This window comes from Pseudoalteromonas sp. PPB1, from assembly GCF_015356275.1.
Classification (GTDB): domain Bacteria; phylum Pseudomonadota; class Gammaproteobacteria; order Enterobacterales; family Alteromonadaceae; genus Pseudoalteromonas; species Pseudoalteromonas rubra_D.
On sequence record NZ_JACEQV010000001.1, the window covers coordinates 175,867 to 195,628 of the forward strand.

Below are 19,762 nucleotides of genomic sequence, written 5' to 3' on the forward strand. Positions count from 1 at the left end.
TCAGGTGGCACAGTATTATATTCTGTTACACTTGTTCTGACCGATTTACTATTTTCCTTATATGGGAATTGACTAAAACAAGGTAACATGCCGACAACGAAAAATTGTCTAAGGACTGAGCAAACAATGAAAAAAAGCATTCTATCTCTGTTTATCGGTGTTGCCTGCGCCCTGTCCAGCACAGCTTCACAGGCAGAAGATCTGTTGCAAGTGTACGAAATTGCCACCGCTAACGATCCAACGGTATTAAAAGCTAAGGCCCAAGCCGACGCACAAAAATATGCCCAAGATTCCGCGTTAGGCGATCTGTTGCCTTCATTGGGTTTTTCAATGAGCTACACCGATAACGATGGTGAGTCTACATTACCCGGTCAAAACGATGCATCAGGCTACACCGTAGTGGATACTTGGAGTGATTCAATCACGCGTAGTATCACTCTGAACCAGACTATTTTTAGTATGGCCACTTGGCAGAATCTGACCATTGCCGAGAAACAGGCGATGCAGGCGCTGACCAGCTACGAGCAGCAGCAACAAGACCTGATTGTGCGTGTTGCGCAAGGCTACTTTGATGTACTGAGTGCACTGGACAACCTGGAATTTGTACAGGCTGAAAAACGCGCCATCGAGCGTCAGCTAGAGCAAACCAAGCAACGCTATGAAGTAGGTCTGACCGCCATCACAGACGTACACGAAGCTCAGGCTCAGTTCGACCAATCTGTGGCCAACGAAATTGTTGCTCAAAACACCGTTGAAACGGCTCGCGAAACCCTGCGTACCATCACAGGTAAGTACCATGCCAAACTGGATAAGCTAAATACTGACAGCTTCTCTACCGTGAAGCCAAACAGACAGTCCAACGACTTCATTACCTTAGCTAAAGAACAAAACCTGTCATTACAGGTCGCTAAATCGGCGCTGGATATTGCACAGGATCAAATCGACCTGGCGCAAGCAGGTCACTATCCAACGCTGAGTTTACAAGCGTCGTATTCTGACTCTTTGGGTAACACGGAAGGCGCTGAACTGTCACCTCGTACAGATGGCACCAGCATCGGCCTGAGTTTCAATGTGCCCATCTATTCGGGTGGCAAAACAGTCGCAGCAACCGACCAGGCACGCGCCTTGTACGTAGCAGCCAGTGAAGATCTGGAAGCCTCTATGCGTAACGTTACACGCTCGGTGATCACCTCATATAACCAGGTGATGTCTGACGTAGCAACCTATCGCGCACTGGAGCAAGCGGTTGTCTCAGCAGAAAGTGCATTACAGGCGACAGAAGCGGGCTTTGAAGTAGGTACTCGTACTATTGTTGACGTACTGGTAAGCACCCGTAACCTATATAGCGCTAAGCGTAATCTAGCTAACTTGCGTTATCAGTATGTGTTATCAACACTGAAGCTGAAACAAGCGGCTGGTACACTGAATCGCAGCGATTTAGAGGCCATCAACAAAGGCTTAGTCGCAGGCTAACCCAAATTTCGCTCGAGCAAAAAACCGGTGCAAGCCGGTTTTTTTCTGTCTGCGATTTACCCTGCCAGATAGGTCGCATCAGGTCCGCGCTCATCATCACTCTCTTGAGCTGTTCAGCCGATATCGCTAAACTAACCGTTTGAAGTTTGAAAGAGAGTGCACCTTTGGTTAACAACCCCACCTTTAAGCTGGCATTTTTAGCCCCAAAATTCTGGCCAACCTGGCTGAGTGTGTTTTTTCTGTATGCTCTATCCTGGCTACCGCAAGGTATTCAGTTGTGGCTGGGAAAAATGCTCGGTCGCCTGGTGCACCGCCTGTTAAAAAAGCGTCGCCGTATTGCGGATGTCAATTTACGCTTATGTTTTCCTACTATGGATGCGCAACAGCGTGCTGATATGGTACTGAAAAATATGGAAAACACGGGTATCGCTACCTTCGAAACCTCAATGGCCTGGTGGTGGCCCCAATGGCGACTAAATCGGGTCGTCGGCTCAATAAAGGGAATAGAACACGTTGAGCAAGCACAAGCCAATGGCAAAGGTGTTCTGTTGCTAGTCCCACATATGCTACACCTGGAAATGCTGGGCAGAGTGCTGGGTATTGCACAGCCGGGGATCGGTTTTTACCGCCCACACAACAATCCACTGATGGAGTACTTTATGACCAAAGGTCGCTTGCGCTCCAATGAGTACCTGATTGGCAAGCGCGATGTCAAAGGTTTATTACAGGCGCTGAAAAACAAAAAAATGTGCTACTACCTGCCTGATCAAGACTATGGTCGCAATCGCTGCGAATTTGCGCCTTTCTTTGCCGTGCCCGACGCTGCCTCTACAACAGGAACACTGCTCTTTGCAGGAAGCAAAAATTGTGAGACATTAAGCTTACATGGCGTTCGTGATGAGCAGGGTAAATACCACATAGAAATCCAACCTGCGCTAATTGACTTCCCAAGTGACGACCCGCTTACCGACGTCACCCGGGTCAATCAGCGTATGGAGCAGGCCATTAATGAGGCCCCGGAACAATACATGTGGCTACACCGACGCTTTAAAACACGTCCGGATGAAAATGCGCCATCGTATTATGAGTAACCGTTAGCATAAAGTGTGTCGTGACAGTATGGCTAAAAAACGTTCAAAACGCTTATCAAATCTGTGGTTCTGGACCAAACACCTATCGTTAGGCGTGTTGTTGGTGTGGGCCGCCTTTTACTTTTTGTATGGCAATGTCCCGTCAATGGAATTTCGTGACACTACCAATGCCGCCGCACGCGGATTTACCCAGTTTTACGAAGGGTTTAAACGCAATTTTAATGAGCGCAATACAGAGCGTGAAAAATACGTACTGGACTTGGGCAAACCGACTTACCCATTGGATGATGCAATTGCGCAGCGTGGCCTGGTAGTCAAACCAGCACCACAGCGTTGGACCGGAGAGATCCAACCGCGTCGCTTTGATAGTGGCGATACCCTGCGTGGCGTGCTGACCAACTATGCCAAACAAGAAGACATCGAGCTGTTCTGGTACCTGGACAAAGATTATGTGGTGAAACACAATTTCCGTGTCGATACCAACTTTGTTTCGACCCTGTATCAGGTCGGCACCGCCATTAACGATGATTTTGAGTTTGAAGTATTCACTTTCTTTTGTCACCGCCAGCGCGCCGCCATCATCACCCAAAAGCCCTCTCGCTTTGTGCGTGAAAACTGCCGTCGGTTAACCAAATAAGCTTTCTGGCCGGAGAAAAGTCTCTTCTCCGGCTACGATTAACCCAACAGGCGCTGCCAGGCGACCTTCACAGCATCGACCCACTCAGCCACCTCATGCATGGCCACACCGCGACCGCCTGCGTTAAGGCTATGCAGGTGATAACGATCGCGGAACTCACAATATGCCTCAGTCAGGGCCGACTGGGTGGCATTGTCAATCACTCCGGCATGATGGGCCATTTCAAAAATCCGAATATTATCGGGGAATCGTGCCAGCTCCGGATGGGCATGCGCATAGTTGAGCACCAGGTACTGCGCAATAAACTCGATGTCCGTCATCCCGCCAACCCCCTGCTTTAAATCAAACTCCACCTCAGTGCTCTTGTCCAGATGCCCGCGCATCTTTTCGCGCATCTCAACAATGTCTTTGCTCAGTGTGCTGTTATCGCGATGCTGACACAGTATCTCGTGGCGGATCTCATTAAACCGCGTGACCAGTTCGGGCTCGCCCAGCACCATACGCGAGCGCACCAGTGCCTGATGCTCCCAGGTCCAGGCTTGCTCTTGCTGATATTGATAAAAACTCTCGATGTTAATCGCCAGCAGGCCCGAGTTCCCTTCCGGTCTCAAGCGGGTGTCCAGTTCATACAAAATGCCGGAATTAGTACGGGTATTGAACAGGTGCATTAAGCGCTGCGCCAGTTTCAAATAAAACTGACGTGATGAAATCGATTTGTCCCCGGTGGTGACACTGTTACCATCGCGATTATGCACAAACACCAGATCGAGATCTGAGTTGTATCCCAGCTCCAGCCCACCCGCTTTACCATAGGCCACCACGGCAAAACCTTTGTGCTCTGCATCAGCCCCTTCGGGTACCCCATAACGGCTCACCATTTGTTGCCAGGCGATATCCACCGCTTTGGCGATAATGGCTTCGGACAGTGCAGTCAGGTGATCGCTGACTTTCATGATATCCAGCACCCCAGTGGCATCTGCAGCGGCAATCCGTAATGCCTGAGTTTGCTTAAACTGACGCAGCGCTTCCATTTGTAATTCGAGATCTTCACTGTCGATACGTAAAAAGTACTGCTGAACTTCACTATAATAGGCGCTCAGCGGCAGCGGCCGGTACAATACCGCCGGATCGATCAACTCATCGAGCAAGATTGGATAGCGTGCTACCTGCTCAGCTATCCAGACACTGTGCGCACATAGCTTAATCAATTGCTGTAATGCCCCACGATTTTCAAACAGTAATTCCAGGTAAGCCGTGCGCGAGGCGATTTTCAGGATCACCTGTAACACCCTGTCGAGTATTCCAGCCACCGGGGCTCGGGTTATTTCGCTGAGCAAAGCCGGCATCAGTTTATCCAGCACATCTCTGCCGCGCGTGCCCATTTGCGTTTTACTCAATCCGAGGTGAAATTGCTCCAGGGACTGCTGCCAGGCTGCACTGACAGCCTCTGGTAACGGCGATTCCAGATAGCTGATATCGCGTTGCTCCCAGGCAGAGACATATTCCGGTGCCAGCGCCTCGCCAAGCTCAGGCTCTTCCCCTATAACCTGAGTAAACTCGGCCCGTACCGCAACCTGGGCCTGCTCGAGCATAGCCAATACGTCGCTATACTGAGTGCACTCCATCAGTACCGCCAAACGCTGCTGACCTAGCTCATCATCCGGCAGAGTCTGTGTCTGACAGTCATCAAACGCCTGTAAATATTGTTCTGTACGGCGCAGTAACAGATATTGCTGAGACAGCACTTCACCGACTTCCGGTGGGATCAAGGACAAGTGCTGAAGCTGCTCTAATGCTGACAATAGTGATGGGGTTTGCAATTGGGGTTCGCGACCGCCACGGATCATTTGCAGTGCCTGAACAATAAACTCCACTTCGCGGATCCCGCCCGCGCCGAGCTTAATGTTATTCGTCAGCCCTTTACGCCGAACCTCCTGAGCAATCATGTGCTTCATTTTGCGCAAGGACTCAATCACCGAGAAGTCAATATAACGACGAAACACAAAAGGGCGGATCAGGGTTTTAAACTCATCCCAGTACGGGTTTTCTTCACCAAGCAGACGCGCCTTGAGCATCGCATAGCGCTCCCACTCCCTACCCTGATCCTGATAGTAATCTTCCATGGCAGCAAAGCTCATAACCAAAGGGCCACTGTCGCCAAAAGGCCGCAGGCGCATATCAACACGAAACACTTGCCCATCGGCGGTACATTGATCGAGCGCAGCAATGAGTTTTTGCGCCACTTTTGTATAAAACACCTGTGCCTCAATACTGCGGCGTCCACCTTCAGTCGATTTGGCAAGCGGATAGGTAAAAATCAGGTCAATATCCGAAGAAAAATTCAGTTCACCACCACCCAACTTACCCATCCCCAACACCAGCATAGGCACAGGCGTTTGATGTTCATCGCACACCTGACCATTGCTTTTGGCAACACCGGCTTGTGCCCAACGGTTTGCCCAATCGATCAGCGTTTCACTGAGCCGTGACTGGTAGGCAATACTGTCAGCGATTGAATTCCCCTCCACCAGGTCAAGCCACATCAGCTTAAGCCAGTAGCGCTGACGGTATTCACGCAGTTGCCTGAAGCAGCTGGCTTCATCCAGTTCCGCGAGCGGTTCCGTGAGTGGTGCCGGGCAGGCTCTTTGTTGCATTTGTTCGTGATCCAGCAACCACTCAATCCAGTCTGGATGACGCTGCAATATACGATACGCAAAATCACTCAATCCAAGTAGCCTGAGCACGGCTGGGTTGCTTGTGTGTTGGGCAAACAGTGCCTGACAGCGTTCCTCTGCCAGCTCCCCAAGAGCCTGGGGCAAGCCACCGAAATCCATAGAAAAATCTCCAGTGCAATTGCAAAAAGCGGTGTTATAGTAAACTTAATTGCCATCACCATACACTTAGCATGAGTTATTTGTCTTTAGCCAATATCAACTTTTTCGCCATCTTAGTCAGTTTTATTGTTATTTGCCTGTTCACCATTGCGCTGCGTTTGTACGTGCAGTTCAGCGCCAGACAAATGCTGGAAGATGAACTGGCCAAGCGAGACAACTTTGCATTGGGGATCAGCTATGCCACACACCTGGCCGTACTGGTGTTCTGCTGTGCTTACGTTTTCAATGACACCGGCATGATGGTGTTGCAGGCCGAATCATTGCGCAGCGGCATTATTCTGCTGCTGATCCTGGTGTTTATTTATTTTGGCCAGCACATTCATCGCAAGTGGATCCTCCATCGCTTCAACGAGGAACAGGCAATCCTAAAACAGAACGTCTGTGCTGCGGTAGTCGACTCCGGCATGCTGGTCGGCAACACCATTTTGGTGCTCGGACTGTATCATTGGATCCACCCTCAGGGCTTTGGTAACTTACTGGTGGTCACCCTCAGCTTTTTGGTGGTGCAGTTAATGTGCGCGTTGGACAGTAAAATCCGTGAATGGCGCTTTGCCCGCTACAATCAGGGCGCATCCTTACAGCAAAATTTCAATCTGGCTAACACCTCGATTGGGATCCGCTATGCGGGTAAGAGCATTGGCCTGGCATTGGCCATTTATGCGGGTCTGCACAGTGCCCCTTATCATGGTGCCAAAGTGGTAGAAAACCTCTTTGTAATTGTCATGCACTGTGGCGTAATGTGGCTGTTACTATACGGTATCAGCCATTTGTTATTGCAGCTGGCGTTGCCCAGAGTGGACATTGGGCTGGAAGTCGACCATCAGGATAATATCGGTATTGCCTGTCTGGAGTTTGCTGTTTTCTGCGCAATAGGCTATTTACTTATTAACATGTTCTCAATGTAACCAGGCTTGTTAGTGCGTTTAAACCTAGAAAACTTCTTGCTGGTCGACAGCAACTGGGAATTCAGCAGAGAGTTTGCTGCACACCTCAAGGCGCAACATCCTGATGCGCCCAGTGAGCTGCTGATTGCCGGTGACAATACCAAGCAAATGCTGAAAATGATGTTTCAGGAGCAAGTCAAAGACTATTGCTACTGTGACTTTGCGAATGAAATCAGCGTTTCGGAACTGGCGTCCTATCTGCATGAGCATCACAAAGTGAAAGGGGTGTTAATTTATGCACTCGACTATCATCTGGCCGACGAGACTCAGCGTTTTATCTTTAACTCGCTTCACCGTCAGCGTATTACGGTTGAACAAAGCGACCGGGGATACGTCTATCATCCACTTCGTGATCCCTTTAACAACAACCACCTGACCTGCCACTCAACCGTCTCTGCGACGACCCAGGATTCCGTGCTCGACTTCAGCCAACATCATACGGACAAAGCCGAATAGGTGCTGGACTCACTGTACATAACCCCTTACCATTACGGCTATTTAACAGCGGAATAGTCCACCATGCGCATACCTCATATTTACCAGCCTTCCGACCTTGTTATTGGCGAAGCAATTGACCTTGGCGATGATGCCGCCGGGCACGTTGCCCGTGTACTGCGTATGGGTGAAGGTGACAAACTCAGCTTGTTCAATGGCCAGGGCGGCGAGTATCTGGCAACCATCAGCGAAGTCAGTAAAAAGAAAGTTCGGGTAATGCCTGAGCAATTCATTGATAAGCACGTTGAGTCACCACTGTCCATTCATCTCGGTCAGGGCATTTCTCGCGGCGACAAAATGGACTTTACCATTCAGAAATCAGTGGAGTTGGGGATCACTGAGATCACCCCCTTATTCACTACCCGCTGCGGTGTTAAACTCAGTGGCGAACGGTTGGCAAAGAAACATCAGCAATGGCAGAAAATCGCCATCGCAGCCGCGGAACAGTCTGGACGAAATACCATAACCACCATTCATCCGCCGATTTCAATTGATGACTGGCTGGCACAGGCGAGTGACGCTTTAAAGCTGACACTGCACCCCAGAGCCGAACACTCCATTAAAACCCTGCCTGCCCCTGAGCATGGTATCCGTTTCCTAGTTGGTCCTGAAGGCGGCTTTACCGACGAAGAAATGGCTGCCACAGCCCAGCAAGGCTTCATCGATATTCGCCTCGGCCCGCGCGTATTGCGCACAGAAACCGCAGCGCTGACCGTACTCAGCGCATTACAGCTTGAGTTCGGCGACCTGGCCCTTTAAAAAGTCAGTTTCGCCCTTATATCCTAATCAGACACTTAGCAGTTGAATTGATTAACTTTACATAAGGTAACCCCAATGGCAGCGAAACTCGGGATCATCTCAGATCCAATCAGTGGCTTTAATATCAAAAAAGATACTGGCTTCGCCATGATGCTGGCAGCACAGGCACGTGGTTATGAGCTTTACTACATGGAAATGCAGGATCTGTATTTGTATCAGGGTGAAGCCCGGGCAACCGCCGCTAAGGCTACCGTGTTTGACGATGAACAGCACTGGTATGAACTGGCAGACAAAGATGATATCGCACTGAGCGATCTGGACGTAATTTTAATGCGCAAAGATCCCCCGTTTGATACCGAATACATTTACGCGACCTACATGCTGGAGCGCGCTGAACAAGCCGGTACATTGGTGATCAACAAACCGCAAAGTCTGCGCGATGCCAATGAAAAGCTATTTACCGCCTGGTTCAGCGAGCATACACCAGATACCTTAGTGACACGCTCTGCATCTCAGATCCGTGAGTTTTTGACCAAACACGGAGATATCATTCTTAAGCCGCTGGATGGCATGGGTGGCGCCTCGATTTTCCGGGTACGTCATGATGACCCGAACATAGGCGTGATCTGTGAAACCCTCACCGAACATGGCAGTCGCTTTGCGATGGCGCAAAATTACGTGCCAGCCATTAAAGACGGCGACAAACGCGTTCTGGTGGTCGACGGAGAAGTCATGCCCTACTGCCTTGCCCGCATCCCACAAGGGGGCGAAACGCGTGGTAACCTCGCCGCAGGCGGTCGTGGCGAAGCACGTCCTATCAGCGATAGCGACCGAAAAATTGCAGAAGCGGTTGCCCCTGTCCTGAAAGAAAAAGGGCTGATTTTTGTCGGTCTGGACATCATTGGTGACAAGCTCACCGAGATTAATGTCACAGCGCCAACCTGTGTTAAAGAAATTGAGGCGGCGTATGATATTTCGATTATGGATAAGTTTTTTGATGCCATTGCAGCAAAACTCGACCATACTAAAGGGTAATTAAAAGGGGGTCTCGCTATGCAATCACTCGCAAATCATTTTTTGGTCGCTATGCCAAATTTGCAAGATCCCTTCTTTAAGCACACAGTCACCTATATTTGTGAGCACAACGAAGAAGGCGCAATGGGCCTGGTCGTCAATCACCCCATTAACGTGACTGTGGGTGAACTGCTTGATCAGATAGAAATTGATAACGATAAATCCAGTAACGCGGCAAGCCAGTCTGTGTTTGCCGGTGGACCAGTACATACTGACCGCGGCTTTGTATTACATACACCCAAACCCGGTTACGCGTCTAGCCGGGAACTCAGTTCAGACATGATGATCACCACTTCCAAAGATGTGCTGGCCTCACTGACCTCACATAACTGTCCGGATGCCTTTATCATTACTCTGGGCTATTCAGGGTGGGAACAGGGACAGCTGGAAAAAGAGATCCTGGAAAACTCCTGGCTGATCATTGAAGCCGATCCGGCCATTATTTTTAATACGCCCCCAGAAAAACGCTGGGAAAAAGCAGTCGAAATGCTCGGTATCGATGCCGGGCAACTGAGCACCGAGGCGGGACACGCCTAAAACAGACCACCCCAGTTAATAGCCTGTCGCCCTTACATTTGTTGGCGACAAGCTGTATGCACTTGAGAATACACCATGAGTAATAACGATAAAACAGCACCCGGACAGCGTACGGTCATAGGCTTTGATTTTGGTACCCGAAGCATCGGCCTGGCAGTCGGTCAGGAAATAACAGGCACCGCCAGCAGTCTGGGGGCAGTCAAAGCCCGTGACGGAATTCCCGACTGGCAGGATATCGCCCCGTATATCGAACAGTGGAAACCCGATCTGCTGGTTGTTGGTTTGCCATTAAATATGGATGGCACTAATCAGGATCTGACCTTTCGCGCTAAAAAGTTTGCCAACCGGCTGCACAACCAGTTTCGCTTACCTGTCGAGACTCAGGATGAGCGCCTGACCACGGCAGATGCCAAAGCCCGGCTGTTTGAACAAGGGGGTTATCGCTCGCTGGCAAAAGACAAGATTGATGGCATGTCAGCCATAATCATTCTGGAGAGTTTTTTTGAGGCGCAATGGGGTTAAGTACCCGATAGCGTTGCAGATCAGGGATAAATCCGGCCTGCTGATAGGCCTGACGGATCCGACCTTGTGACCTGAGTTGCTTTAAGCCACTTTGCAGTGCCTTAAATGCACGCTCTCCGTCAGGGTGAAGCCGCGACACCACAAAGTGGCGGCTACCATCAAACTGCACCACTAAATTGGGATGGGCCACCAAAAGAATATCATCCAGCCTGAACTCATTATTCAGGCTTGGCATTAACGGCATCAACATAAAATCCACCCACTGGCGATTAACCATTTGTGCTTGTGACGCCCAGACAGGCTCATTCATCAAATGCTTAAGGCCCAGGTTGTTCAAGGTTTGCCAGTCTGTTCGCCAGCGACTGGTAGACACGGCACTCAACTCACGTAATTCGTTTAACTGAGTGATCCGTGCCACTGCCAAATTCTCGGGGGCATAAAAAATCCCGGCAAAATACTCCCCCCGGCGGATCACTGCATCGCTGATAAACAGTTTATCCACTTTTGCCTTCGCATCATCCAACCAATAACTATCAAAACTGAGCAGCAACTTACCCTGCTCCAGCAAATTAGAATGGCGAAAGCTCACATTGCCCGGCCGATAGATGAATGACTTTTTAAATCCGCCCAGTGCCAGCGCCTGTTGCACCAACACCATATCAACAACGTCTCTGCGCACATAATTGCCCGAAAACTGGGAAACTTCGAGCGGGGCGCGGCCATTCAAAAAGCGCAGATAATCGGCATACACGTCATCGCGGATATACATATCCACCACATTGTGAGCGGCAGATTGCTCAGCAACACGTTCACTCGCCGTTGCCGGAAATAAAGCGGCTAAGCAACACAGGGCCAATATGGCCCCGTGCCTGGCCCAATCAGCGCTTTTTATCGTCCAGGCCGTCAACGGTCACCCCTTGCAAGAAGCCCGCTCCTTTTTGCTCATTGTTTTGCAGTTTAATCATCAGGCGCAGGTCATTCGGTGAATCAGCATGATGCAGGGCATCCGCGTAGTTGATCCTTTGCTGCTTATACAAATCGAACAGCGCCTGGTCAAAGGTTTGCATCCCCATTTCCTTCGACTTAGACATAGTTTCTTTAATTGAGCCAATGTCACCTTTCTTAATCAGCTCAGCCACCATAGGTGAATTGAGCAACACCTCAATGGCCGCTACACGCCCTTCCCCTTTTGCTGATGGAACCAGTTGTTGCGCGACAATGGCCCTGAGGTTAAGCGCCAAGTCGTACTTTAGCTTATCGTGCTTCTCTTTTGGTACCAGGTGCATAATACGGTCGATGGCCTGGTTGGCATTATTGGCGTGTAACGTTGCAACACACAGGTGGCCGGTTTCAGCAAAACTCAACGCATATTCCATGGTCTCACGAGAGCGTATCTCACCAATCAGAATCACATCCGGCGCCTGACGCAGCGAGCTTTTCAGTGCCGACTCAAAGCTCTCCGTATCCAGCCCGACTTCACGCTGAGTAATAATGCTCTTGCGGTGCTGATGCACAAATTCAATGGGATCTTCGATAGTCAGTATATGACCGCGTTGATTACGATTGCGATAGCCCAGTAAGGCTGCCAGAGACGTCGACTTACCGGTGCCGGTACCGCCGACAAATAGCACCAGGCCACGCTTAGACATGATCACATCAGTCAGCACCGAAGGCAGGCCTAAGTCAGTCACCTCAGGAATATCCGTGACAATGCGCCGGATCACCATACCGGCGCAATCGCGTTGCCAAAAAGCAGAAACCCGGAAACGACCTATTTCATTGGCCACCGCAAAATTGCACTCTTTCTCACCATGAAACTGCTGTTTTTGTTTCTCGCTCATGGCTGATTCGACCATGGCCAATGCCGCCTCAGCATCCAATTGGTCATCATCCAGTGCACGCAGCTCACCATCGATTTTGGCGCTCACGGGCAGACCGGCGGATACAAACAGATCCGATGCCCCTTTGTCTTTCATCGTTTGCAGATAATGTACAAGCTCCATCATAGCCTCCCGGGATTAATAGGTGGTGCCAAACTGGCTCTTATCATGGGCTTTCGCCTGGGCATCCTGATTGGTGATCAGGCCGCGGTTAACCAGGTTAGTCAGACACTGGTCCATGGTCTGCATACCGTGCATCGCACCGGTTTGTATAGACGAGTACATTTGCGCAATTTTATCTTCGCGAATGAGGTTACGAATAGCCGGGATCCCCATCATGATCTCATGTGCAGCGACCCGACCACCGCCCACTTTTTTCACCAGCGTTTGTGAAATAACGGCTTGCAGGGACTCAGATAACATAGAACGCACCATGTCTTTTTCCTCACCCGGGAAAACGTCAATGATACGGTCAATGGTTTTAGGCGCCGAGGTGGTGTGCAAAGTACCAAACACCAGGTGACCTGTTTCAGCCGCAGTCATGGCCAATCGGATGGTTTCCAAATCACGCAATTCACCGACCAGAATGACATCCGGGTCTTCACGCAACGCACTGCGCAACGCGGCGTTAAAACTGTGTGTGTCACGATGCACTTCACGCTGATTGATCAGGCTTAATTTGTTATCGTGAACAAATTCAATGGGGTCTTCAATAGTCAGAATGTGATGATGCTTGTTACTGTTGATGTAATCCACCATGGCAGCCAGCGTCGTCGATTTACCCGACCCGGTTGGGCCCGTAACCAGTACCAAACCACGCGGGCAATCCGAAATCTTCCGGAAAATCTCCGGTGCGCCCAGGTCTTCCAGAGTCAGCACTGAGCTGGGAATGGTCCTGAACACCGCCGCCGGACCACGGCTGGCGTTAAAAGCATTAACACGAAAACGAGCCAGGTTAGGCACTTCAAATGAGAAATCTACCTCAAGATTTTGCTCATAGTCCTTACGCTGGTTATCATTCATAATATCGTAAACGAGGCTGTTAACGTCCTTCGCTTCCAGTGCAGGAATGTTTACCCGACGCACATCGCCATCAACCCGGATCATCGGTGAAACTCCCGATGAAAGGTGTAAATCCGATGCTTTGTGTTGCACACTAAAGGCCAATAATTCAGTAATATCCATTTCAGACTCCACAACGAGCAAATAATAATATGGTTACAATAGCAGAACGGCTGAACAACGCCTATGATCGCATAGCAAAAGCACAGCAAAAGTGTGCCACAGACCACGAGGTCGCATTACTGGCCGTATCGAAAACCAAACCTGTCGAACTCATTGAACAAGCCTATGCGGCAGGTCAGCGCTTATTTGGTGAATCCTATGTCCAGGAAGCCGTCGATAAAGTTCGCCACTTTCAACAGCAAAAAGACATTGAATGGCATTTCATCGGCCCCATCCAATCTAATAAGTCGCGCCAGATCGCCGAACATTTCTCCTGGGTGCAAAGTGTCGACCGCCTGAAAATTGCACGTCGTTTGAATGAACAAAGACCTACTAACCTGATGCCGATCAAAGTGTTAATTCAGGTGAATATCAGTAACGACGAACAAAAATCCGGATGCGCGCTGGATGAACTGGACGAATTGGCCGCATACATTGATGGCGCGCGTCAGCTTGAACTGCGTGGGTTGATGACAATTACAGCGCAAACTGAGGACGTACAACAGCAATTGCAATATTTTAGCCAAATGAAGGCTTGCTTTGATAAACTAAAGGCTCAATATCAACAGCTGGATACCTTGTCGATGGGTATGAGTGGCGATCTGGAAATGGCCATTCAAGGTGGCGCGACCATGGTGCGTATCGGCACGGATATTTTTGGTAAACGACAATAAGGTGACACACTCCTAATGGCTAATAAAACGATCGCATTTATCGGCACTGGTAATATGAGCTATGCCATCATTGGTGGCATGATCAAAAACGGATTTGCCCCACACAGTATCATTGCAACCAACCGCAACGCTGACAAGCTGGCTAAGGCTCACGCCGATTTCGGGGTGCGTACCGAACAGGATAATCTCAAAGCGGTTGAGCAAGCCGATGTCGTGGTACTGTCTGTGAAGCCGCAAATGATGGCCGAACTATGCCAGACGTTTGTGGATGGTGGACTGGATCTCAGCAACAAACTATTTGTTTCTGTCGCTGCAGGGATAACCGTTAAGCGCCTGCGCGAAATGCTGGCAGAAGATGTCAAACTGGTGCGTTGTATGCCCAATACTCCGTCCTTACTGGGACGTGGTGTTTCGGGTCTGTTTGCCGCGGATATCAACGATGAGGAAAAAGCCTATATCGAACAGGTCTTTTCATCAACGGGCATTGCCATCTGGCTGGAGCAAGAATCACAAATCAACGATGTCATTGCCGTTACGGGCTCCTCACCCGCCTATTTCTTCCTGTTTATGGAAGCCATTGAAGAAAAAGCCATTGCACTGGGCTTTTCACCAGAGCAGGCACGCGCACTAGTGCAGCAAACCGCACTGGGTGCCGCAGAAATGGCCCTGTCTCAGCAAGACATCAGCATTGCGCAATTACGTGCTAACGTCACCTCAAAAGGCGGCACGACCCACGAAGCTGTTGAACATTTGAAAGCAAACCAGTTACCGCAAACCGTGGCCGATGCCATGGACGCCTGCATTGCGCGGGCCGAGGAAATGGAACAACAAATCTAGAGGACATACAATGAACGCCATGCATTTTTTGGTAGGGATTATTTTTGACCTGTTTTTGATGGTCGTACTGTTGCGTTTTTGGCTGCAATTGGTCAAAGCAGATTTTTATAACCCGCTGAGCCAGGCCGTAATTAAAGCAACATCGTTTGCCGTGAACCCGCTCCGTAAGCTTATTCCCGGACTGGGCGGTTTAGATCTGGCGTCTTTGGTTGTAGCGCTGTTGGTTGGTTTTGCCAAGGTGTCCGTATTGATGCTTATGCTGGGCGGATACTGGGACCCAATGGGTGCTGCTATTGATGGTGCGTTAACCGTGGCCAAAGAAGCCTTTTCATTAGTATTCTGGGTGTTAGTTATCCGCGCTATTCTCAGCTGGGTGGCTCAGGGCTACAACCCAATCGCTGCGGTCTTTGATCAGCTCACTGAACCTATGCTACGTCCAATTCGTAAAATAATTCCGCCACTGGGTGGTCTGGATTTATCGATCCTGGTCGTTCTGATTGGTATGCAGTTCTTACAAATTTTAATGATGGATCTGCTACGTTAAGCACTCGGAGTCGTCACAATGAAAACCTTATTTACACTGATTTCAATACTGGCCGTGCTACTATTAGCACAACCAGCGCATGCCACCAATGAACAAGGTGGGCAATATAAACAACTGGGTGACTGGCAGGTCCATTACATCGCCTTTCCGTCGACCTTTATTCAGCCTAACATTGCCAGTGCTTATGGTTTAACCCGTAGCAACAGCAAGGCCATTATCAACATTTCAGTGCTGGCTGATGATGCCAACAACACCGCACAACGCGCCACCTTAACAGGCCAGGCGCGCAACCTGATAGGCAATAAAACCACTTTGACTTTTAAAGAAGTGGTGGAAGGTGACGCCGTTTATTACCTGGCGCAGATGGATGTTGACCACGAAGACACCTATCGCTTTGAAGTCACAATCCGTCAGGGGAATACCCGACACGTGCTTAAATTTCAGCAAAAGTTTTATGTAGATTAATATGACCAGACAAATTGTTCTTGCCACCGGCAATCAGGGTAAAGTAGCCGAGCTTGGCAGCATGCTTAAAGACCTGAATATCGAAATCCTGCCACAAAGCCAGTTCAACGTGAGCGAAGTGGCAGAAACGGGCACTACTTTTGTAGAAAATGCCATCATCAAAGCGCGTCACGCCGCTAAAGTCACAGGATTACCCGCCATTGCGGATGACTCGGGTCTGGAAGTCGATGCCCTGCAAGGGGCACCGGGTGTGTATTCTGCCCGTTATGCCGGTGCGGATGCCAGCGATCAGGATAACATCGAAAAATTGCTTGCGGCGATGAGCGGCGAAACACTGCGCACAGCACGCTTCTGGTGCGTACTCGTCTATATGCGCCATGCCGATGATCCTACCCCGGTCATTTGCCAGGCCAGCTGGGAAGGTCGCATCACTGAAGATCAGCAAGGTTTACAAGGCTTTGGCTACGACCCCGTATTCTGGGTTGAAGCAGCTCAATGCACTTCAGCACAATTGGGCAAAGCGCAGAAAAATGCCCTTAGCCATCGCGGCCAGGCATTGCAGCAGCTGCTGGCACACTTTGAAGGCCAGCTGTGAATCTCCCTCCGTTAAGTTTATACATTCACGTCCCCTGGTGCGTGCAAAAATGCCCATATTGCGACTTTAACAGTCATGGCCAGAAAGGCGAGATCCCTGAACAGGAATATATTCAGCATCTGCTCGCAGATTTACGTGCCGACCTGCACCTTGTACAGGGGCGCAAACTGCATAGCATTTTTATTGGCGGGGGCACGCCCAGCCTGCTCAGTGGCGAAGCATACACCCACCTGTTGGGCGAAATCGAAGCACTGATTGGCTTTAGTGATGACATAGAGATCACACTTGAAGCGAATCCTGGGACGGTAGAAACCGACCGCTTTAAACACTATGTTGCAGCCGGTATCAACCGTATCTCAATCGGTGTACAAAGCCTGCAGGCGGATAAGCTCAAAGCACTGGGGCGCATTCATGGCGAGCAGGAAGCTCGCCACGCCGCCTTAGAAGCGCACGACGCGGGTCTTAATAGCTTTAATATGGACTTGATGCACGGCTTACCAAACCAATCCGTTGCTGACGCCTTGAGCGACCTGCAGCAAGTCATTGACCTCAATCCCCCGCATTTATCTTGGTATCAACTCACAATTGAGCCAAACACACAGTTTGCGTCTAAGCCACCTAAGCTGCCACAGGACGAAATTTTGTGGGATATTCAGGAGCAAGGGCAAGCTTTGTTGGCCAAACATGGCTATCAGCAATACGAGATCTCAGGCTATGCTAAAGCTGGTTATCAGTGTAAGCATAACCTGAATTACTGGCAATTCGGCGACTATCTGGGGATTGGCTGTGGTGCACATGGCAAAATCACTCAACCCAATAGTAACCAGATACTGCGTACCGTAAAAGTTAAGCACCCCCGTGGCTACATGGATCTTAGCAAGTCGTATTTATACGACAGCTGGCAGGTAGAGCCAGCCGATCGGCCATTTGAGTTTTTTATGAATTGTTTCCGCTTACATGCGCCTTGTGCTAAACAGGATTTTTGCGATTATACCGGCTTAACACTCAGCGATATTGAGCCCGCGATTAACCGGGCACTTGAACAAGGGTTGTTGATTGACCAGGGAGATTCATGGTTGGTAACAATTAAGGGCCACAGATATTTGAATGACCTGCTAGAATTGTTCGTCTGATACCTGTTCATAGGATAAGATTGAACAGGTGAATTCGCCCAATAGATGAAAGACATCTTTCGCGATACAGTTTTGTTGGTAACATTGCACCAACACCCGAATCCAATGGAATAAAATAAAAAAGGTAACCCATGCGTAAAATGACACTCCTTGCCGCAGCCGTGGCAGCAGCGCTTCTATCTGGTTGTCAGCAAACAGCAGAGCAACCAACCAACTCCGCTAAAGCGGAAACAACACAACAAGTAGTCCAGAGTGAAGTCGAGAAGGCCAATGCCTTTTTCGATGAAGTCTTCATGCGCGGCGTAATGCGCAGCCCGGTTTATCAAACTTACCTGGGCATCAAACAAGACTATGACAAATGGGACGATGACTCAGAAGCGCGTCGGCTCGAAGATCTGGAGCTAACGAAGAAAGACCTGGTTGCCCTGCAAGCCATTGATCGCAGCAAACTGGATGGCCAAACTCAGGTCAGCTACGACCTGTTCAAGCAAAACCTTGAAAATGAAATCGCCGACTTCCAATGGCGCTTCCACAACTACCCAGTTAACCAGATGTATGGTACGCACTCAATGCTACCGGCATTTTTGATCAACCAACATCAGATCACAGACGTAAAAGACGCCAAAGCGTATATTTCACGCCTGAACGGCATTCCTGCTGTCTTTGAGCAGTTGATCGTAAACCTTGAAGTTCGCGCTGACAAAGGGATCATCGCGCCTAAGTTTGTTTTCCCACATGTCATTGATTCAAGCAAAAACATCATTAAGGGTGCCCCGTTTGTTGACGGTGAAGATTCAACCTTACTGGCTGACTTTAAACGCAAAGTAGAAAAGCTGGAAATTGCAGACAACGAAAAGCAAGCGCTGATCGCTGAAGCAACTGACGCATTAAAAGCAGCCGTGAAGCCAGCTTACAGCAAACTGATCAGTTACCTGCAACAACTTGAAAAGCGCGCTGACACCCGTGACGGTGCCTGGAAGTTCCCTGATGGTGAGAAATACTTCAACAACGCACTGGCACGTACTACGACCACAGACTTAACTGCCGCAGAGATCCACAAAATCGGCTTGTCTGAGGTTGCACGTATCCATGATGAAATGCGTGAAATCAAAGAAAAAGTTGGCTTCAAGGGCGATCTGAAAGCCTTTATGGAATTCATGCGCACCGACAAGCAGTTCTACCTGCCAAATAGTGAAGAAGGGAAAGCCAAATACCTGGCCGATGCCACGGCGATGATCGACAACATGAAAGATCGCCTGGACGAGCTGTTCATCGTGAAGCCTAAGGCCGACATGATCGTTAAGCGCGTTGAAGCCTTCCGTGAAAAATCAGCGGGTAAAGCTTTCTATCAACAGCCTTCTCCGGACGGTTCACGCCCGGGTATCTACTACGCAAACTTGTATGACATGGAAGCCATGCCAACCTATCAGATGGAAGCGCTGGCTTACCACGAAGGTGTACCTGGTCACCACATGCAAATCGCCATTGCGATGGAACTGGAAAACATGCCTAAGTTCCGTAAGTTCGGTCGCTACACCGCTTACACTGAAGGCTGGGGACTATACTCTGAGCTGGTACCAAAAGAAATGGGCCTGTATGAAGACCCGTATTCTGACTTCGGTCGACTGGCCATGGAACTGTGGCGTGCCTGCCGCCTGGTGGTAGACACAGGTATCCACGCAATGAAGTGGACTCGCCAGGAAGGGATTGATTACTACGTGAACAACACGCCAAACGCGAAATCAGACGCAGTTAAAATGGTAGAACGTCACATCGTGATCCCATCTCAGGCAACAGCCTATAAGATTGGTATGCTGAAAATTGTTGAACTTCGTGAAGCGGCCAGAAAAGAACTGGGCGATAAGTTCGATATCCGTCAGTTCCACGACGTAGTACTGAAAAACGGCCCGGTACCACTGAATGTACTGGAGCAGTTCGTCAACGAGTGGGTTGCCAGCAAAAAAGCGTAACCTGCCCCGATGAC

Annotated in this window: 20 protein-coding genes; 16 read left to right on the forward strand and 4 right to left on the reverse strand. The window is 49.7% G+C overall.

The annotated features are described in order from the left end of the window. The first annotated feature begins 126 nt into the window (after window positions 1-126). The 3 genes from tolC to IY568_RS00810 all read left to right on the forward strand — a co-directional run bounded on the left by tolC (window position 127) and on the right by IY568_RS00810 (window position 3,201). Window positions 127-1,473, forward strand: coding sequence for an outer membrane channel protein TolC (tolC, locus tag IY568_RS00800; RefSeq protein ID WP_125558125.1), 1,347 nt, complete (start codon window positions 127-129; stop codon window positions 1,471-1,473). Between the two features lie 164 nt (window positions 1,474-1,637). Further along, window positions 1,638-2,564 carry an LpxL/LpxP family Kdo(2)-lipid IV(A) lauroyl/palmitoleoyl acyltransferase gene (lpxL, locus tag IY568_RS00805; protein ID WP_194866543.1) on the forward strand — a complete coding sequence of 309 codons (927 nt, stop codon included), beginning with the start codon at window positions 1,638-1,640 and terminating at the stop codon, window positions 2,562-2,564. Between the two features lie 28 nt (window positions 2,565-2,592). Next, window positions 2,593-3,201, forward strand: a complete 609-nt coding sequence (locus IY568_RS00810) for a TcpQ domain-containing protein (RefSeq protein ID WP_125558129.1) — start codon at window positions 2,593-2,595, stop codon at window positions 3,199-3,201. Between the two features lie 38 nt (window positions 3,202-3,239). Here the strand turns inward: IY568_RS00810 and glnE are convergent, their stop codons facing one another. Further along, a complete protein-coding gene (gene glnE / locus IY568_RS00815) occupies window positions 3,240-6,035 on the reverse strand; it encodes a bifunctional [glutamate--ammonia ligase]-adenylyl-L-tyrosine phosphorylase/[glutamate--ammonia-ligase] adenylyltransferase (RefSeq protein ID WP_194866544.1) in 2,796 nt (931 codons plus the stop codon). Window positions 6,036-6,106: 71 nt separating this feature from the next. Here glnE and IY568_RS00820 point away from each other — a divergent pair, with 71 nt between their 5' ends. The 6 genes from IY568_RS00820 (at window position 6,107) to ruvX (ending at window position 10,426) form a co-directional block, all read left to right on the forward strand. Continuing rightward, entirely contained in the window at window positions 6,107-7,000 is an 894-nt protein-coding gene (locus IY568_RS00820) for a hypothetical protein (RefSeq protein WP_194866545.1), read from the forward strand. A gap of 12 nt (window positions 7,001-7,012) precedes the next feature. Continuing rightward, window positions 7,013-7,495 carry a hypothetical protein gene (locus IY568_RS00825; protein ID WP_164517480.1) on the forward strand — a complete coding sequence of 161 codons (483 nt, stop codon included), beginning with the start codon at window positions 7,013-7,015 and terminating at the stop codon, window positions 7,493-7,495. Window positions 7,496-7,558: 63 nt separating this feature from the next. Continuing rightward, a complete protein-coding gene (rsmE, locus tag IY568_RS00830) occupies window positions 7,559-8,293 on the forward strand; it encodes a 16S rRNA (uracil(1498)-N(3))-methyltransferase (RefSeq protein WP_194866546.1) in 735 nt (244 codons plus the stop codon). 75 nt (window positions 8,294-8,368) lie between these two features. Next, complete coding sequence (gshB, locus tag IY568_RS00835; protein WP_010383079.1) at window positions 8,369-9,328, forward strand: glutathione synthase; 960 nt, start codon at window positions 8,369-8,371, stop codon at window positions 9,326-9,328. An 18-nt stretch (window positions 9,329-9,346) separates the two neighbouring features. Continuing rightward, on the forward strand, window positions 9,347-9,904 hold the full coding sequence (locus tag IY568_RS00840) for a YqgE/AlgH family protein (protein WP_010383081.1): 558 nt from the start codon (window positions 9,347-9,349) through the stop codon (window positions 9,902-9,904). Between the two features lie 75 nt (window positions 9,905-9,979). Next, window positions 9,980-10,426: a Holliday junction resolvase RuvX gene (gene ruvX / locus IY568_RS00845; RefSeq protein WP_010383082.1), complete on the forward strand. Its 447-nt coding sequence runs from the start codon at window positions 9,980-9,982 to the stop codon at window positions 10,424-10,426. On the opposite strand, the gene IY568_RS00850 is transcribed toward ruvX, so the two are convergent. Genes IY568_RS00850 through IY568_RS00860 form a run of 3 tightly spaced genes read right to left on the reverse strand, consistent with a single transcriptional unit; the run spans window position 10,389 to window position 13,491 of the window. After that, window positions 10,389-11,333: a hypothetical protein gene (locus IY568_RS00850; RefSeq protein ID WP_228553057.1), complete on the reverse strand. Its 945-nt coding sequence runs from the start codon at window positions 11,331-11,333 to the stop codon at window positions 10,389-10,391. The genes ruvX and IY568_RS00850 overlap by 38 nt on opposite strands. Beyond that, window positions 11,305-12,429, reverse strand: coding sequence for a PilT/PilU family type 4a pilus ATPase (locus tag IY568_RS00855; protein ID WP_125558625.1), 1,125 nt, complete (start codon window positions 12,427-12,429; stop codon window positions 11,305-11,307). The genes IY568_RS00850 and IY568_RS00855 overlap by 29 nt, the downstream gene beginning before the upstream one ends. 15 nt (window positions 12,430-12,444) lie before the next feature. Next, the gene (locus IY568_RS00860) at window positions 12,445-13,491 is read right to left on the reverse strand and encodes a type IV pilus twitching motility protein PilT (RefSeq protein WP_010383085.1); all 1,047 of its coding nucleotides are present in this window, start codon (window positions 13,489-13,491) and stop codon (window positions 12,445-12,447) included. A 29-nt stretch (window positions 13,492-13,520) separates the two neighbouring features. Between IY568_RS00860 and IY568_RS00865 the strand changes: the two genes are divergently transcribed. The 7 genes from IY568_RS00865 (at window position 13,521) to IY568_RS00895 (ending at window position 19,748) form a co-directional block, all read left to right on the forward strand. Further along, window positions 13,521-14,204, forward strand: a complete 684-nt coding sequence (locus IY568_RS00865) for a YggS family pyridoxal phosphate-dependent enzyme (RefSeq protein ID WP_194866547.1) — start codon at window positions 13,521-13,523, stop codon at window positions 14,202-14,204. A 15-nt stretch (window positions 14,205-14,219) separates the two neighbouring features. Beyond that, entirely contained in the window at window positions 14,220-15,041 is an 822-nt protein-coding gene (proC, locus tag IY568_RS00870) for a pyrroline-5-carboxylate reductase (protein WP_125558143.1), read from the forward strand. 10 nt (window positions 15,042-15,051) lie between these two features. Continuing rightward, window positions 15,052-15,585: a YggT family protein gene (locus tag IY568_RS00875; protein WP_125558145.1), complete on the forward strand. Its 534-nt coding sequence runs from the start codon at window positions 15,052-15,054 to the stop codon at window positions 15,583-15,585. 18 nt (window positions 15,586-15,603) lie between these two features. Continuing rightward, entirely contained in the window at window positions 15,604-16,050 is a 447-nt protein-coding gene (locus IY568_RS00880; protein ID WP_125558147.1) for a DUF4426 domain-containing protein, read from the forward strand. A 1-nt stretch (window position 16,051) separates the two neighbouring features. Next, window positions 16,052-16,645 (forward strand): RdgB/HAM1 family non-canonical purine NTP pyrophosphatase, encoded by a 594-nt coding sequence (rdgB, locus tag IY568_RS00885; RefSeq protein ID WP_194866548.1) that lies wholly within the window; start codon window positions 16,052-16,054, stop codon window positions 16,643-16,645. Beyond that, window positions 16,642-17,778 carry a radical SAM family heme chaperone HemW gene (gene hemW, locus IY568_RS00890; protein ID WP_125558151.1) on the forward strand — a complete coding sequence of 379 codons (1,137 nt, stop codon included), beginning with the start codon at window positions 16,642-16,644 and terminating at the stop codon, window positions 17,776-17,778. The genes rdgB and hemW overlap by 4 nt, the downstream gene beginning before the upstream one ends. Window positions 17,779-17,909: 131 nt before the next feature. Then, window positions 17,910-19,748, forward strand: coding sequence for a DUF885 domain-containing protein (locus tag IY568_RS00895; protein WP_138536162.1), 1,839 nt, complete (start codon window positions 17,910-17,912; stop codon window positions 19,746-19,748). Window positions 19,749-19,762 lie beyond the last annotated feature (14 nt).